This window comes from Mesotoga infera (assembly GCF_900157305.1).
Lineage (GTDB): Bacteria > Thermotogota > Thermotogae > Petrotogales > Kosmotogaceae > Mesotoga > Mesotoga infera.
This window is the reverse complement of the sequence record NZ_LS974202.1, coordinates 745,858-760,467: the sequence shown is the minus strand read 5'-3', so window position 1 is coordinate 760,467 and position 14,610 is coordinate 745,858. Positions and strand designations below refer to the sequence as shown.

14 protein-coding genes are annotated in these 14,610 nt (G+C 50.3%); 11 read left to right on the top strand and 3 right to left on the bottom strand.

The window, feature by feature from the left end; genetic code table 11:
- Nucleotides 1-306, bottom strand: coding sequence for a P-II family nitrogen regulator (locus MESINF_RS03565; RefSeq protein WP_169698571.1), 306 nt, complete (start codon nt 304-306; stop codon nt 1-3).
- A gap of 11 nt (nt 307-317) precedes the next feature.
- A complete protein-coding gene (locus MESINF_RS03560) occupies nt 318-1,022 on the bottom strand; it encodes a DUF1538 domain-containing protein (RefSeq protein ID WP_197712707.1) in 705 nt (234 codons plus the stop codon).
- 184 nt (nt 1,023-1,206) lie between these two features.
- Between MESINF_RS03560 and MESINF_RS03555 the strand changes: the two genes are divergently transcribed.
- From MESINF_RS03555 to MESINF_RS03540, 4 genes are read left to right on the top strand one after another with little or no spacing between them, the layout of a single operon-like run.
- Entirely contained in the window at nt 1,207-2,043 is an 837-nt protein-coding gene (locus MESINF_RS03555) for an aldo/keto reductase (RefSeq protein ID WP_169698570.1), read from the top strand.
- Nucleotides 2,040-2,693: a cobalamin B12-binding domain-containing protein gene (locus MESINF_RS03550; protein ID WP_169698569.1), complete on the top strand. Its 654-nt coding sequence runs from the start codon at nt 2,040-2,042 to the stop codon at nt 2,691-2,693. The genes MESINF_RS03555 and MESINF_RS03550 overlap by 4 nt, the downstream gene beginning before the upstream one ends.
- Complete coding sequence (locus MESINF_RS03545) at nt 2,690-3,856, top strand: ABC transporter permease (protein ID WP_169698568.1); 1,167 nt, start codon at nt 2,690-2,692, stop codon at nt 3,854-3,856. The genes MESINF_RS03550 and MESINF_RS03545 overlap by 4 nt, the downstream gene beginning before the upstream one ends.
- Nucleotides 3,849-4,535 (top strand): ABC transporter ATP-binding protein, encoded by a 687-nt coding sequence (locus tag MESINF_RS03540; RefSeq protein WP_169698567.1) that lies wholly within the window; start codon nt 3,849-3,851, stop codon nt 4,533-4,535. Before MESINF_RS03545 ends, MESINF_RS03540 begins: the two co-directional genes overlap by 8 nt.
- Before the next feature lie 41 nt (nt 4,536-4,576).
- Here MESINF_RS03540 and MESINF_RS03535 read toward each other — a convergent pair whose 3' ends face one another.
- Complete coding sequence (locus MESINF_RS03535) at nt 4,577-7,504, bottom strand: diguanylate cyclase (protein WP_169698566.1); 2,928 nt, start codon at nt 7,502-7,504, stop codon at nt 4,577-4,579.
- 378 nt (nt 7,505-7,882) lie between these two features.
- Here MESINF_RS03535 and MESINF_RS03530 point away from each other — a divergent pair, with 378 nt between their 5' ends.
- The 7 genes from MESINF_RS03530 (at nt 7,883) to MESINF_RS03500 (ending at nt 14,603) form a co-directional block, all read left to right on the top strand.
- Nucleotides 7,883-8,737, top strand: a complete 855-nt coding sequence (locus MESINF_RS03530) for an ABC transporter ATP-binding protein (RefSeq protein WP_169698565.1) — start codon at nt 7,883-7,885, stop codon at nt 8,735-8,737.
- Complete coding sequence (locus MESINF_RS03525; RefSeq protein WP_169698564.1) at nt 8,727-9,497, top strand: ABC transporter permease subunit; 771 nt, start codon at nt 8,727-8,729, stop codon at nt 9,495-9,497. The genes MESINF_RS03530 and MESINF_RS03525 overlap by 11 nt, the downstream gene beginning before the upstream one ends.
- Nucleotides 9,498-9,604: 107 nt before the next feature.
- Nucleotides 9,605-10,921 carry a DUF3887 domain-containing protein gene (locus MESINF_RS03520; protein ID WP_169698563.1) on the top strand — a complete coding sequence of 439 codons (1,317 nt, stop codon included), beginning with the start codon at nt 9,605-9,607 and terminating at the stop codon, nt 10,919-10,921.
- 51 nt (nt 10,922-10,972) lie between these two features.
- A complete protein-coding gene (locus tag MESINF_RS03515; protein WP_169698562.1) occupies nt 10,973-11,347 on the top strand; it encodes a GntR family transcriptional regulator in 375 nt (124 codons plus the stop codon).
- Entirely contained in the window at nt 11,329-12,195 is an 867-nt protein-coding gene (locus MESINF_RS03510; protein ID WP_169698561.1) for an ABC transporter ATP-binding protein, read from the top strand. Before MESINF_RS03515 ends, MESINF_RS03510 begins: the two co-directional genes overlap by 19 nt.
- A 16-nt stretch (nt 12,196-12,211) precedes the next feature.
- Nucleotides 12,212-12,970, top strand: a complete 759-nt coding sequence (locus tag MESINF_RS03505) for an ABC transporter ATP-binding protein (protein WP_169698560.1) — start codon at nt 12,212-12,214, stop codon at nt 12,968-12,970.
- On the top strand, nt 12,927-14,603 hold the full coding sequence (locus MESINF_RS03500; RefSeq protein ID WP_169698559.1) for a putative ABC transporter permease subunit: 1,677 nt from the start codon (nt 12,927-12,929) through the stop codon (nt 14,601-14,603). Before MESINF_RS03505 ends, MESINF_RS03500 begins: the two co-directional genes overlap by 44 nt.
- Nucleotides 14,604-14,610: the final 7 nt, after the last annotated feature.

Sequence of the window (14,610 nt, the reverse complement as noted above, 5' to 3'; positions counted from 1 at the left end):
TCACAATCTGCCGACCATCTTCGGGACGTCCAGCACGAAAGCTATTCCCTTCCCCTCCTCTTCGAGTTTTCCCGAATCGACAACGGCCTGGAATATGCCGTCCAGATCGCTTCTCTTCGTGAGTATGAGTATAATTTCCTTCGAAGACTCAACGTTTATATGCAGGAACTTCTTTATTTCGTTGTCGCTAGTACCCCTCCCGAAGCTCACGGTCGCCCCCCTTGCTCCGGCGGCCCGGGCGGCCTTTACTATCTCCTCGGCCCTTCCCCTTTCTACAATCGCGATTATCGCGCAGACATCACTCACAGTATCACTCCTCAGAAGAACCTCATAACGGTGCCTAAAAAGAGAATCGACATAGCCGCACCCATGAAGGCGAAACCGACCAGCCCGAATCCGTTGAGCAGAGGATCACTGCCCTGTATGACCGAAGAAAGGCCTATCGAGATCGCCACGGTTATCGGTATATTGACCGGTCCGGTAGTGGCTGCCGCAACGTCGAAGGCTATGCCCACCATCTCTTTGCTGGAAAGTATCACAAGAACCGTCATTGCAATCAAAAAAGGAACCATTATAGTTTTGATGGAGGTGCCGCTCACGATTTTGAAAACACCCAGAGCCATGCCGAGTCCGAATCCCACCGCCGCGGAGTAAGTGATCGAGGCCGAGGGTATAGTCCCTGTCGAAACTTCTTCAATTTCCAGCGAGGTCGAAGTCAGGGCCGGCTCGACCAGAGTTGCCAGAAAGCCCAGCAAAAAGGCTATGGCTATTATCAGCAGAATGTTGTCAAGAACCACGATACTCCTGCCGAAGGAGCCTCCCAGCGGTATGAGGGAGATCGAGGCTCCTTTGAGAAACAGGAAAAGACCGAATACGCTCATCACGATGCCCAGGAGCAGGCTCTTAAGATCCCCGAGCGGCTTTCTGAAAATTAAAACCTGGAAGATTATCAAAAAGCCTGCAAGAGGAATGACGGAGCGAACGATCATCCACAGGCTCTTTATCATTTCGGCTACTTTCATAGGCGGTAAAACCTCCGATCAAACGACCATGATAGATATCTCTTCTCCTCAATATTTTACCATTCTTCCGTGTAAGAATCGGGCGGCAGGCATGTCAAAATCAAAATTGAATACTTCGAACGGCTCTTTACCGTTCTTGCCGGCTTCATTAGCATAATGTAAAATCAATTAAAGGGGTGAAAATATGATATACAGGCGACTCAAAAATAGCGACGAGAAGATAGCTGCAATCGGTCTGGGAACGTGGGCTATCGGAGGTAGGGAAGGTCCGGACACCTCCAGGGACGGGGAGTACATAGATACCATCGCACGTGCGATAGAGATGGGCTACCATCACATAGACACTGCCGAATATTACGCCGGAGGCCATACTGAAGAGTTGATCGGGGAAGCCATATCGCTTTTCGACAGGAGAGAGCTCTTTCTGGTCTCCAAGGTTTGGCCGACGCACCTGAGAGAGAGAGATCTGCACAGAGCGCTGGACGGTACACTAAAAAGGTTACGCACCGACTATGTCGATATGTATCTGGTTCACTGGCCCAATCCCGACGTGCCTCTGGGCGAGACCATGAAGGCGATGGCAGACGAGGTCAGGGCCGGAAGAACCAGGTTCATCGGCGTTTCGAACTTCGATACAAACCTCCTCAAGAAAGCGATCGCCGTCTCGACGGAACCTATCGTCAACAACCAGGTTCTTTTCAACATCGAGGATCGTCAGGCGATGTATGAGCTTCTTCCATTCTGTCAGAGTGAAGGCATAACCCTCACGGCTTATTCTCCCCTGAAGAGAAATCTTGTGAGTGAATTCACCAGGCAGGCGCTTGAGAGGTTGGCGGAGAAATACTACGCCTCTCCCCAGCAGATAATGCTGGCCTGGCTTCTAGGAAAGGAAGGAGTAATCGTGATACCGAAAGCGGAAAAAATCGATCATCTGAGATCGAACATCGATTCGAAGAACATCGTTCTGACTCCGGAGGACATGAAGATTCTAGACGAATTAAAGGGAGGTGGGCTCGTTTGAAAACGCTCTATGAGGAGTTCAGAAAGGCTCTGGACGAACAGGACAAAGACAGGGCGGTCGAGATCTGTATAAAAGCCATAGATGAGGAAAGGACGGACATTCCCGGTCTTTATCTTCATGTGTTGACTCCCGCCCTGAACGAATGGGACTGTGATTACGAGTCCGACAGGCTCTGCATATGGAACGAACATGTGAGAAGTTCCATAGTCAGAACGGTAATGGAGTGTTGCTACCCCTATATCGCGCGCAAGAAAAGGGAGAGGTTCGGCGACGTAAAAGGCCCCAAGGTTGCCGTCGTCTGCCCGATTGAGGAGTACCACGAAATCGGAGCGAGGATGATCGCCGATATCTTCGCGCTGGCCGGTTACGACGTTACTTTCGCCGGCGCGAACACCCCACAGGATTCCTTTCTAGAGGCCGTTAAGGTTTTAAAGCCACTGTACGTTGCCGTTAGCATATCCAACTACTACAATCTGATAAGCGGGCGGCGCGTCATTTCACAAATCAAGCAGTGGACGCCCCAGTCCAGTATAATCGTTGGGGGAAACGCCTTTAGAAACAACCCAGAATACTGGAAAGAGATCGGCGCCGACATTTATCTCACCGATCCGGTCGAGATTCTGAAGATGGGGGAGCGTGATCTCAAATGAAACTGGCCCTTTCGATAGCCTTCAGATTTCTTTCCTCCAGCAAGGCGCAGACCCTGCTTATAATACTTGGAATCGCCATAGGGGTCTCGGTACAGGTCTTCATAGGATCGCTGATCCAGGGTCTCCAGAAAGATCTGGTCAATACTACCATAGGCAACTCGTCGCAGGTTACCATAACGTCGAATACTCCAGACAGGAAGATAGAGAACTGGCAAGAGATACAGGAAAAGGTGGAGTCCCTCCAGCTACCGACACCCCTGACGGCGCTCTCGGCAAGTGCAGATGTTCCCGTCTTCATAAGCAGCGGCGATCGCACGATTTCCGTCCTCCTAAGAGGGCTTCAGTTCCCGCAGGCCAATTCGATATACGGCATCGATACAAGAATTATTGAAGGGGAGCTTCCCAAAACGGCCGATGAGGTTCTGATCGGTAAGGATCTGAAAGACGAGCTCGGCCTTCAAAAGGGCGGGCAGATAACCGTAATAACCCCCGACAGGTCCATCGAGACTCTAAAAATAGTGGGAGTCTTCGATCTGAAAGTGGCCAGCCTGAACAAGTCATGGCTGATCTCGTCAATAGCGACATCGCAGGGTGTCGGCAAACTTGGAGACTCCGTAACTTCTATCGAGATGCAGGTAGAAGAAGTATTCAAGGCCGACGAAGATGCAACTGCGATAGCATCGGCGCTGGCTGACGCGAAATTTGACGTCACCAACTGGAAGGCGCAGAATGAAGATCTGTTGACAGGTCTCAACGGGCAAAGCGTATCGAGCATAATGATACAGGTCTTTGTGATAATCGCCGTTTCACTTGGAATAGCGAGCGTGCTCGCGATAACCGTTGTCCAGAAATCCAGGCAGATAGGTATTCTGAAGGCGATGGGTTTGAAAGATTCAGTTTCGAGTCAGGTCTTCCTCTTCCAGGGATTGACTCTCGGTATAATCGGCGCGGTCGTCGGTATAGCTTTCGGCTTCCTTCTTATACTTATGTTCAGCACCTTCGCGGTCGGTCCCGACGGCGAGCCGGTCGTCGGTATCTACGTGAACTACGGATTCATCATGCTGTCGGCCTTCATAGCCATCGGCGCTTCCACCATTGCCGCGCTCGTTCCGGCCAGAAGATCGTCGAAACTCAGTCCCGTCGAGGTGATAAGGAATGGCTAACATAATCGAATTGAAAGAAGTAAGAAAGGTGTATGGGACTGTTATCAAGACCGAAGTGCTCCACGGGATCAACCTGACTTTCGAAGAAGGTTCCTTCAATTCTATCGTCGGCCAATCCGGCAGCGGAAAATCCACCCTCATGAACATCATGGGCACTCTCGACCTTCCAACCAGCGGAGAGATAACCATAAACGGCAAAAGGACGGACACCATGAGCAAGAACGAGCTGGCCGCCGTAAGGAACGAGACGATAGGTTTCATATTCCAGTTCCATTACCTTCTACCGGAGTTCACAGCCTTCGAGAATATATTGATGCCTTACAAAATAAAGGCGATCCGGCCTTCGAGGGAAGTGATCGAAAGAGCGAAGGAACTCATGGAAGTTGTCGGAATAACCCAGGTAAAAGATAACCTCGCTCCCAATATGTCTGGCGGCCAGCAGCAGAGAACGGCCATCGCGAGGGCGTTGATCAACAACCCAAAAGTGATACTGGCCGACGAGCCGACCGGAAATCTGGATTCCGATACATCGGCCAAGGTGTTCAGACTGATGCGTGATCTGAACGCGAAATACGGAACGACCTTCATAGTGATCACGCACGATAGAAGGATCGCCGAAGAGACCGACAGGATAGTCGAAATAAGAGACGGCAATATAGTCAACGATGTGAAGAGATAAACGAAAACTGTGTGCCGGAAACCTGTGGCCGTTTCACCGGCTCATGAGTTCTCCGAAGATACGGAACCTTGAAGACGGGGACTTTCTTGAAGCATTTTAAGGAATTCCTCGACGATCTTTGGATCGAACTGAGTTCCGGCACATCTTTCGATTTCTTTGAGGGCCTCCGAATGGCTCCTTGCCTTGCAGTAAGGTCTATCGTTAGTCATGGCGTCGTAGGCGTCCACAATTGAAAGAATCCTGCATTCGATCGGGATCTCGGTTCTTTCCAACCCGAGTGGATACCCCTTTCCATCCCATCTCTCGTGGTGTCTGAGTATGAGGTCGGCGACTGTAGAAAGGTCCGGGGAAGATACGGCTATTCTGTACCCCTTTTCGGGATGGAGCTTCATTATCCCCCACTCCTCTTCCGTCAGTTTTCCCGGTTTGAAAAGTATTCTATCGGGGATACCCACCTTTCCAAGATCGTGCACCTGGGCAAACAGAGAGAGGTCCACCAACTGGTCGGAGTTGAGCCCCATTCTTTTGCCGAGTTTGATAGCCATTTCCTGAAGTCTGCTCGCATGACCGCCCGATATATGATCCTTCTCCGCAAGAGTTAGCAGCAAAGTATTCACCATCTGACTTCTTACACTGTTGCTCCTGCTCAGTTTGTCACGATACATAAGATCGTCGGCCAGCTTCAAGCAATCCAGCAGAGAGCTCTCGCCGTTATTGCTCGTGGCGACTCCCATTGAAAAGCTGAGGAACGGACCGCTCCGACTTTCGTTGTATCTGGCGACAGCCTTCCTTATCCTTTCAATGACTCTTTCGGCCGTTGGACGATCGGTGGATACCAGAATCGCGGCGAACTCATCTCCTCCGAAACGCGAAACGACGTCGGAACTCCTCATGTTGGCCTTAAGAATTTCGGCGAAAGACCTCAACAAATCGTCTCCGGTGGAATGGCCCATCGTGTCGTTTATCAACTTGAGGCCGTCTATATCGGCCGAGATTATCGAGATCGGGTAAAGTCTAGAATAGTTTAGCCTCTGGATCTCCTCCTCGAAATAGACCCTGTTGTAGAGGCCGGTTAACCTGTCGTGAAGAGACATGTAAGCCATCTCTTGTTCTGTCTCTATTCGCTTTATCGCTTCGCTGGCGTGCAACATAAGCAGTTCGGCCAGCTTGACGTCTTCATCTGTGAACGCGTTTTTCTCCATCGACATGGCCTGAAAAACACCGATATTTCCCACGGGAACGCTCAGTCCCCCGTGGTATTCATTGTTGGTCCTGAAGGCCTGTTCCGATTCCTGTATATCCTCAAGAACAAAGCTCTTTTTCTCTCTGTAAGTCTTTCCCACTATTCCCACGTTCAGCGGCATGGTTGTTGGGTCTTCGGGACTGAGATTGGACGAGATCTTGATGGAAAAGTGATCGTTCTCGGCGATCGCGACGAAGCATATGTCGAAGTCGAGTATGCTTCTGGCGGCCTGAATTATGAGTTCGAAGACCTCCCGCTTTTCTCTGCATCTCTCCATGGCCAATGCCGTTTCGTGGAGTCTTTCGATCCTCCGTTTTTCTCTTTCCAATCTGTTTTGTGCACTTCGCCGTTCAGATATGTCCCTGGCGAAGCTGAATTCGTACTCCTGGCCTTCTTCGTAAATCAGATAATTTCTATTCACCTCTACGGGAAAGATAGTGCCGTCTTTCCTGCGGTGGAAAGTCTCTATCACATCCTGACGGCTCTTCTTGACCTGTTCCCAGTTCAAGTCCCTATTCTTTGCCAATTCGGTCGGATCCACGTCATGGACTTTCATTCCGACCAGTTCGTCCTGGCTGTATCCGAGAGCCTTGCATGTCGCTTTGTTGACGTAAAGTATATCGCCCTCTTTGGAGATCCAGAAGGCCTCTTCGTTGACGTTGTCCAGAGCGAACTGAATCAATCTGAGCCTACTTTCGGCGACTTCTTTGTCGGTCACATCTTCGGCGGTGCAGATTATGGAATCGACTTCTCCGCTCTCGCTGGTTACGGGAATCTTGGTGATTGCTATGGTTCTCTTCTCACCGGCGTGATTCGTGGAGCTCTGCTTGAAAGAGACAGGCGCCTTGCTTCTGATGACTTCTTCATTGCTCTCGATGCAGCTTTCAACTTCGCTTGACGGAAGCACATCTTCGATAACATGGTTCTCTATCTCTTCGGGTCGTTTACCGAAGAATCGTGCGAACTGACTGTTAACCATTCCAAAGGTTCTGCTGTCTTTCAGACACCATATCATCGACGGTATGCTGTTAAGAAGGAAGGCTTGTTCTCTATTCTTCGCGACCACGAAGCCTTTTTCAGTCTTTGTCTGAATAAAAATCATAAACAGGTAACTGATTACAAACGCGAAGACCAGGGAAAGGGCGTTTCCCATGTTTATGTCTCTCGCTAGCCTTATTCCGAGACTTCCGTATATCTTCGTATTGGCTTTTTCTGAGAGAACATACCTCTCATCAGTCAGAAGATCGATGATGCTGGACAGCTTTATCGCGATAAGTGCATAAGAATCATCGGCATTCTGTGCTCCGCGGCCATCGCTTATCGCTGTTGCGGCCAGTAAGAAGCCCTCGTCGTAGAAGATAGTGTAAGGCATATCACCCTTGACGGCCACGGTATCGTTGTGAGTGATTATATCGCCCAGTTCGATGAAAGGCGTTCCGTCGATGACCACCCGCACTCCTGACAGGGGAGCGTTGTCTTCCATGAGGTATTCAAGGTTATGGGAGACCGACTCGATGTCCCCTTCTTCGATGGATTTCAAGATGCAATCGCGGTGGAAGTAACCGATAAGAACGGCTTTTACAGTCTCATCGACGAAAAGCCTGGTAGAACCGGCGAGCTGCTTCTCCGTTTTGCTCGTCTTGTTCTCCAGCGTTATAAGTATCATAATCAGCATTAGCAAAGCGCTTAAGGCGGCCACCAGGAATGGTGTCAGTCTGGACCTCACGATAATCTCCCCGTCAAGAAGCCATGTAAACCCATAAAGATTTTAACACTTGATATATTTTTGCATGAGATTTAGAAATACTCAATTCATTACTTCCGGGAAACGGTTTAAGTAATTACTGGCGACTCATGGTTTACTCACTTGAATCGTCTCGAGATCGCCAGTTGCTAACCAGAGAAAAGAAGAAGCACCGGATATTGTTCACAATAATCCCCCATTTCATTTTTTTGATGAAGTATCGTTTGATTAGCTTCATAAATGGTTTATACGCATTCACCGCTTCTTGAAGGACAGAGAACGCGAAAAAATTCCCCCCTTGACAACTAACTGTACTATTTGATATAGTACAGATGTGATAGATAAAAAGGAGTGATTCCGGTGTCTGCAAGAACGATAGTAATAGGAAACCTGAGAAAGTCGTATGGAAGTTTTGAAGCTGTCAAGGGTATCGACCTGGAGATAGTTCCGGGAAGGGTCAATGCCCTCCTGGGGCCGAACGGCGCGGGTAAGACCACCACACTGAAATCGATTCTGGGCCTGGTAGAGTACAGCGGTGAAATAAAAATTCTGGGAAAGACCGTGGAAGAAGTGAGAGACAGGATATCCTTCGTACCTGAGGACAAGAGCTTCTACGAAAACCTCACCCCCGAGAAGGCCATCAAAATGTGTTCGATGGTTCTGGACAATTTCCTTCCCTCGAAGGCCGAAGAGCTCATGAGGCATTTCGATCTCCCGATGGGTAAAAAGATCTCCTCCTTCTCTCACGGCATGAGGACTGCGGCATACCTTTCGATCGCGATGGCCCAATCGGCCGATATCTTCATATTCGACGAACCGACCTGGGGGCTTGATCCCCTGAGAAGGGACGAAGTTCTGGATATGATAAGAGGTTTGTCAGACAGCGGAAAGACAGTTCTCTACACTTCCCATATAATACCGGAAATAGAAAAGATAGCAGACGTCTTCTCGATAATGTACAAGGGCGAGATACTGTACAGTGGAGAGTTGAAAGGCCTGGACGAGAGGTTCACGCTCTTCTGTCTGCCGGCCGGGACCGAGCTGGACAGAAACGGATACCTGGCCGTGGTCAAGGAAACGGGAGCAGTCAAAGTTTTGACCGACGATAAGAACGCAATGGAAAAGCTAGGAAAAATCGGAAGCGCAAAAGAAGAAAAGGTAGATCTCGAAGTTTTCTTCAGCCTTCTCGTAAGGGGGAACAAAAATGCTCTATAAGGAACTGAACGAAATGAAACTCAGGGTGATTCTGATCATAGCCGTTCTGGTGATTTCTCTCATAACGACAATCGTGATGAGACCGTACGCCTCCCAGATGATGTCCGAGATGGCCGGACAGCTCGAGGAGTTGCCCGACTTTCTGAAGAAACTAATCGGCGACACATCGAGCCTCACAAAACTCGACGACGACAACTACTATCTGCTCAGTCAGTGGCAGGGCAAAAACTTCGGGCAGTTCTTGCCCCTGGTGGTATTGTTGATAACCTTTCCGATCTTCGCCAAAGAGTTCGACAAAAAGACCATCTACTTCCTCCTCTCGAGAAAAAACAGGAAAGACGTCTTTATGGCGAAGTATCTGATCGGACTGGGCGTGGTCCTGGTAGTTACGACCGCTTTATCCCTGCTAGGACCGATCGCGATGAACCTGACCGGTTACGGAGTGAACTTCTCGGGAACATTGAAGGCTCTTCTCCAGCAACTTGTGGGTGTCGCCTTCTTTTACTCGCTCTTCACGCTGTTGTCCGTGATTAGCAAGGATCAGGTGAAACCGGTAGTGTTAGGTATCATACTGATTATAGGACTTCCGATAATCGGAATGATCGAGGCGATCTCATGGCTGAATCCCTATCCTTTCATTCTGGCAACGACTGTAATTCAGAGCGGAACGATAGACTGGATCTACCTGGTGGCGCTTCTGGCGGTGACGATCGCACTGACGGCCGCAGATTACGTGCTCTTCAAAAAGAAAGAATTATAATGATAGTGAACGGATGAACCGTATCGAGCGATACACTGTTGATGCAGCAAGTTAAAAAAGATGTACGATCAACTTTTCGATCCATTTCATACGGGAGGTTTTGAAGTATGCAGAGAAAACTGGTTTTGTTGCTAGTGGTTTTATTTTCCGTACTGGCCATGGCTTCGGTAGATATAGCGATCCAGTATATCAACGGTCTTTACGAAGGCAGGTTCGAAGAGATCTACCAGATGCAGGACGAGACGATGAGAAAAGCCCAGCCCGTCACGGTGCTGAAAAACCTGAAGACCCAGCTCGATGTCCAGCTCGGCAGGCCGATAGCCACGCTGGATGTTCAACAGGTCCAGCAGGGCGAGTATATGGTTTATGTTTTCGCCACCGAATTCAAAGCCGGTATCTTCGATTTCATAGTGACGTTGAACACCGAGGGAAAAGTCGCCGGTTTCTTCGTGAGGCCTTCGAGCTACCAAAAGACCGAAACGCAGCCCGTCGAAGTCCCTGAAGAGAGGCCTCTGCCCGAGTATGTGAACCCGGCCAATTACACCGAGCAGGATATAACCGTGGGCAAAGACCCCTATTATCTGCCCGCCAAACTCATGGTTCCCAACGGTCTGGAATCTTATCCGCTCGTGATAATCCTTCAGGGCTCGGGAACACACGACATCGACGGCACTCTCGGCCCGAACAAACCCTATAGGGATCTCGCGGCCGGTCTCGCCTCGAGGGGAATAGCCACCCTGAGATATCCCAAGAAGTACTATGTGTATCCCCAGCAGGCGGCCGAAATCGGAATAAACGCCGACGCGGAGTATATAGAAGACGCACTTACGATAATCGGTCAGATGAAGGGAATTCCCCAGTTCAGCTCCATTTATCTGGCAGGACATTCGATGGGCGGAATGGTGGCGCCCTGGATCGCTCGGGAGGCCGGCGTCGACGGAATGATTCTGCTTGCCGGTTCACCTATGAAACTGGCCCAGATAAGCCTCGATCAGAACCTCGACCTGGTTGGCGTTCAGCTGACCGAAGAACAAAAGGCACAGACAAAAGATTTTTTCACCAAGATGCTGAATCAGGAGATACCACCCGAGACCGATCTCGGACAGGGTATAACGGCCGGCTACTACTACAGCTTCGACAAATACTTCTGCATGCCGGTGCTTGAAGAGACCGAGATGCCGGTGCTGATAGTGAACGCAGAGCTAGACTTCCAGAGCCCCAAAAAATACTTCGACGTCTTTGTCGAGAAGCTCGGAGAAAGGCCAAACATAACTTTGAAGCTTCTACCGGGCCTGAACCACATATTCAACGAAACCGACGGCACTATAAAGAGTGTAGAAGAATACGATAGACCGGGATACGTAGCCGTGGAGCTGATAGATCTTCTGGAGGAATGGATAAAGCGGGAAGCTGAACGGAAATGAGAAGGACGCAGAACGTTTCTTAGCTCGCATCTGGAGATTGAAGGTGATAATGTGTGGCTAGATATCGACATGAGATCTCCCGTGCCAATCTATGACCAGATCAAGAGGGGTGTCAGAGAAGAGATCATCAAAGGAAAATTGAAAGAGGGAGACACTCTTCCCTCGATAAGAGAGATGGCATCCCAGATAAGGGTCAACCCCAACACGGTCGCCAGGGCTTACAGAGAACTGGAAATGGAGGGGACCATTATGGCGAGACAGGGTCTGGGGTATATAGTAGTCAGTGATGGAGAAAAAGTGAGAGATTCCATGTTCGATACTCTTTCCGAGGAGCTTAAAGAGCCAATACTTCGTCTGAAGAAGTCGGGCATCTCTCTGGATAAACTCCTGGAGGTGATTGAAAATATATGGAAATACCAGAGCTGACACTCAAAATAAGCAACCTGAAAAAGACCTATCCAGGAGAGGTCCAGGCCGTCAGGGGTGTGTCTCTCGAGATGGAAAGCCAGCGTATTTACGCGCTTCTCGGTCCCAACGGGGCCGGCAAGACGACGGTGTTGAAATCTATCCTCGGCTTCGTAGATTATTCGGGAAGTGTGGAGGTTTTCGGAAGCGACGTTGATCTTGTCAGAAACAGGCTCTCTTTCGTTCCCGAAGAGAAGAGCTTCTATGAAAATCTCAACGTTGAGAAGGCCCTAAGACTCGCCTCAAAAATTTCGGGCAGCTTCGACGGGAAGCACGCGAGGGAGCTGATCAACCACTACAAATTGCCACCGAACAAGAAGATCGGAACCTTCTCCAACGGCATGAAAACGGCCCTGTACATAAGTCTGGCGCTCTCGACCGACAGCGATCTGTACATCCTGGACGAACCGACCTGGGGACTCGATCCGATTTTGAGGGAGGATACGCTGGAGTTCATAAGGGAGAAAGTGATCGTCGGCAAGACCGTTCTCTACACCTCCCATATAATACCCGAGGTCGAACGGATAGCCGACGAATTCTTCATAATGGTCAATGGAAGGGTTCGCTTCGCCGGCACGATAGACGGTATCAAGGAGAAGTACAGGATAATTCACATGCCTCTGAAAAAGAGAGCCAACATAGAGAGCAAGAGCGCCTTCGCTGTCGCCGAAGAGCTCAACAGGCTTTCGATTATCGTGGAGAACAACGAGAAGATAGAGGAGTTCTACAGGATCGACGACGCAACCATTTCCGTTCCAGATCTGGAAGAGTTTTTCCAGATTCTGGTAAGGAGCGAAAACGGGAAATAAATCAAGGAGGAAAAAGATGATCGAAATCAGGCAACTCACGAAAATCTACAGCGGAAGCGTGAAGGCCGTTGACGGAGTCAGCATGACCGTCAAGCGCGGGGAGATCTTCGGCTTTCTCGGCCCAAACGGCGCCGGGAAGACCACCACAATAAAGATGATAGTGGGACTTCTCAAGCCTACCGAAGGACAGATCATGATAGAAGACATCGACGTGGCCTCTTCGCCTGTCGAGGCGAAATTGAAGATGGGTTACGTGGCCGACGAACCTCTGGTGATGGAGAAAATAACAGGGATACAGTACCTCAATCTCATCTGCGACGTCTTTAAAATACCGCCGTCCGTACGCGCCGAAAGGGCCGAAAGACTCTTGCAGAACTTCAAGCTTTCCGATGCGATCAAGGATCCGGTTTCGACTTACTCGCACGGTATGCGCCAGAAACTTTCACTAATCGCCGCGCTCATTCACAACCCCGATCTTTGGATACTCGACGAGCCGATCGTCGGTCTCGACCCGGAATCGGCCTTCATACTTAAGCAGATGATGAGGAACCACGTGAAGGCGGGAAACACCGTGTTCTTCTCGACCCATGTGATGGAAGTGGCCGAGAGGATCTGCGACAGAATAGGCATAATAAACAAAGGAAAACTCGAGTTCGTGGGAACCGTGAAGGAACTGAGAGATCTTAGGGGACAGGGAAGCCTTGAACAACTCTTCCTGGAGGTGACCGGTAGTGAGACCGAAAATGGTGATTTCTCTTACCTGGACGCTAATTAACTCCCATTACAACATTCCGAGATCGATCTACCATTTCAGGCGAAGAGAACGCCTCTGGGAGCCGGCGCTCATCGCGGGAGTGATAGTGCTAATGGTCGTATCGCTGGGTCCTCTCTACGGTATGCTCATGGACACTATGTACACCCAGTACGAGGCGGCCGGCGTTAAGGAGCTCTTTCTGGCCAATCCCTTCATCATGGCCAACCTCTTCGGTCTCGTGCTGGGAATCTTTCTCATGGTCAGCACTTTTTTCTTCGGCGATGATATGCGCGTCCTCGTGTCGTTGCCGCTGAAATCTACCGAAGTCTTGCTGGCCAAGTTCTTTGTCGTTCTGCTGGATTTGATGATAATCTCCCTGGTGATCGTACTCCCGCCGTACATCTACTTCGGCATCAGGAGCGGCGCGGGGTTAATGTACTGGCCCTTCATGGCAGTCGTCTTTTTGCTCAGTCAGGTGTTGCCTCTACTGGTGAGCGCGATAATAATACTGCCGCTGTCGCGTGTTCTCAGATTCAACAGGCACAGGGACTCTCTCGTCTATTTCGTGAGCGTTGGCATCGTAGTCGCGGCGCTGGCCTTTGTCTTCGTGAGCAGCCGCATGGACCCCAACATGAGCCCGGAAGATTTCGCCCGCATGTTCTCCGACAAAGACGCCTTACTCAACAAGACGGCCGGCGTATATCCGCCAACCATACTCGTTATGAGGGCGCTCACGAGACCCGTCGTGGAAGGGCTCCTCTGGTTCCTGGCTTTCATAGGGCTCCATCTGGCGGCACTCGGCGGCTTTCTGTGGCTGGGGAACAGGTTCTACTACTCCATATACTCGAGTCTCCAGGAAAACTACGCCAGGAGGAGCAAGCTCAACGAAGGCGAGATCGCGGGGCTCATGGGAGCGCAATCGACCCCCTTCGGCGCGCTGCTCAGGCGTGAATGGTGGTACTTTCTAAAAGTCCCCGCCTTCACTTTCAACGGCTTCGGCAACGTGGTCATCTTTCCGATAATCCTGGTGATAGCGGCCGTGGCTGGCCAGACCGACGAGCTGGGACAGATGATAAAAATTCTCGAGAATTACAGGGAGATATTCCTTCCGATGGGTATCCTGGTTGCCACGCTGGCCGGTGGAATAAACGGGCTGGCAACCTCCATATTCAGTCGCGAAGGCAGGTTGATCACGGAATTGAAGGCGCTGCCCGTGGGTGTTTCCGAGATAATGAAAGCGAAGTTCATCCACGTTGAAACGCTCAGTATGATAGGCCCGCTTTCGGCCTCGATCGCGCTTGGAATAATAATGAAAATCTCACTGCTGGAGGGATTTCTGATCTTCGCCATAGGCGCTCTGGCTGTAACATTCCTGAACGTGATACAGATGCTGATCGACGTGGTGAGACCATACCTTCACTGGGACAATCCTCAGAAGGCTATGAAACAGAACCTGAACGTCGCCCTATCGATACCGGTGGTCTTCGGTTTTGTCGGCGGCCTGGGTTACCTGACATATCTGTTGAGAAGCACGCTGGCCGGCTGGGTGATGGCCCTCATAATAGCCGCGATATGCGCCGCGGGGACGGTGTCGCTGTGGCCAGTGCTCATAAAAAGGACCAGAGCCCTTCTGGACAGAGACCTTTCGCTATGAAATGATA

What these genes read in the sequence shown, in the direction of transcription:
- MESINF_RS03560 (WP_197712707.1), bottom strand. Translation starts at nt 1,022, where the DNA reads ATGAAAGTAGCCGAAATGATAAAGAGCCTGTGGATGATCGTTCGCTCC.
- MESINF_RS03555 (WP_169698570.1), top strand. Translation starts at nt 1,207, where the DNA reads ATGATATACAGGCGACTCAAAAATAGCGACGAGAAGATAGCTGCAATC.
- MESINF_RS03545 (WP_169698568.1), top strand. Translation starts at nt 2,690, where the DNA reads ATGAAACTGGCCCTTTCGATAGCCTTCAGATTTCTTTCCTCCAGCAAG.
- MESINF_RS03540 (WP_169698567.1), top strand. Translation starts at nt 3,849, where the DNA reads ATGGCTAACATAATCGAATTGAAAGAAGTAAGAAAGGTGTATGGGACT.
- MESINF_RS03525 (WP_169698564.1), top strand. Translation starts at nt 8,727, where the DNA reads ATGCTCTATAAGGAACTGAACGAAATGAAACTCAGGGTGATTCTGATC.
- MESINF_RS03520 (WP_169698563.1), top strand. Translation starts at nt 9,605, where the DNA reads ATGCAGAGAAAACTGGTTTTGTTGCTAGTGGTTTTATTTTCCGTACTG.
- MESINF_RS03510 (WP_169698561.1), top strand. Translation starts at nt 11,329, where the DNA reads ATGGAAATACCAGAGCTGACACTCAAAATAAGCAACCTGAAAAAGACC.
- MESINF_RS03505 (WP_169698560.1), top strand. Translation starts at nt 12,212, where the DNA reads ATGATCGAAATCAGGCAACTCACGAAAATCTACAGCGGAAGCGTGAAG.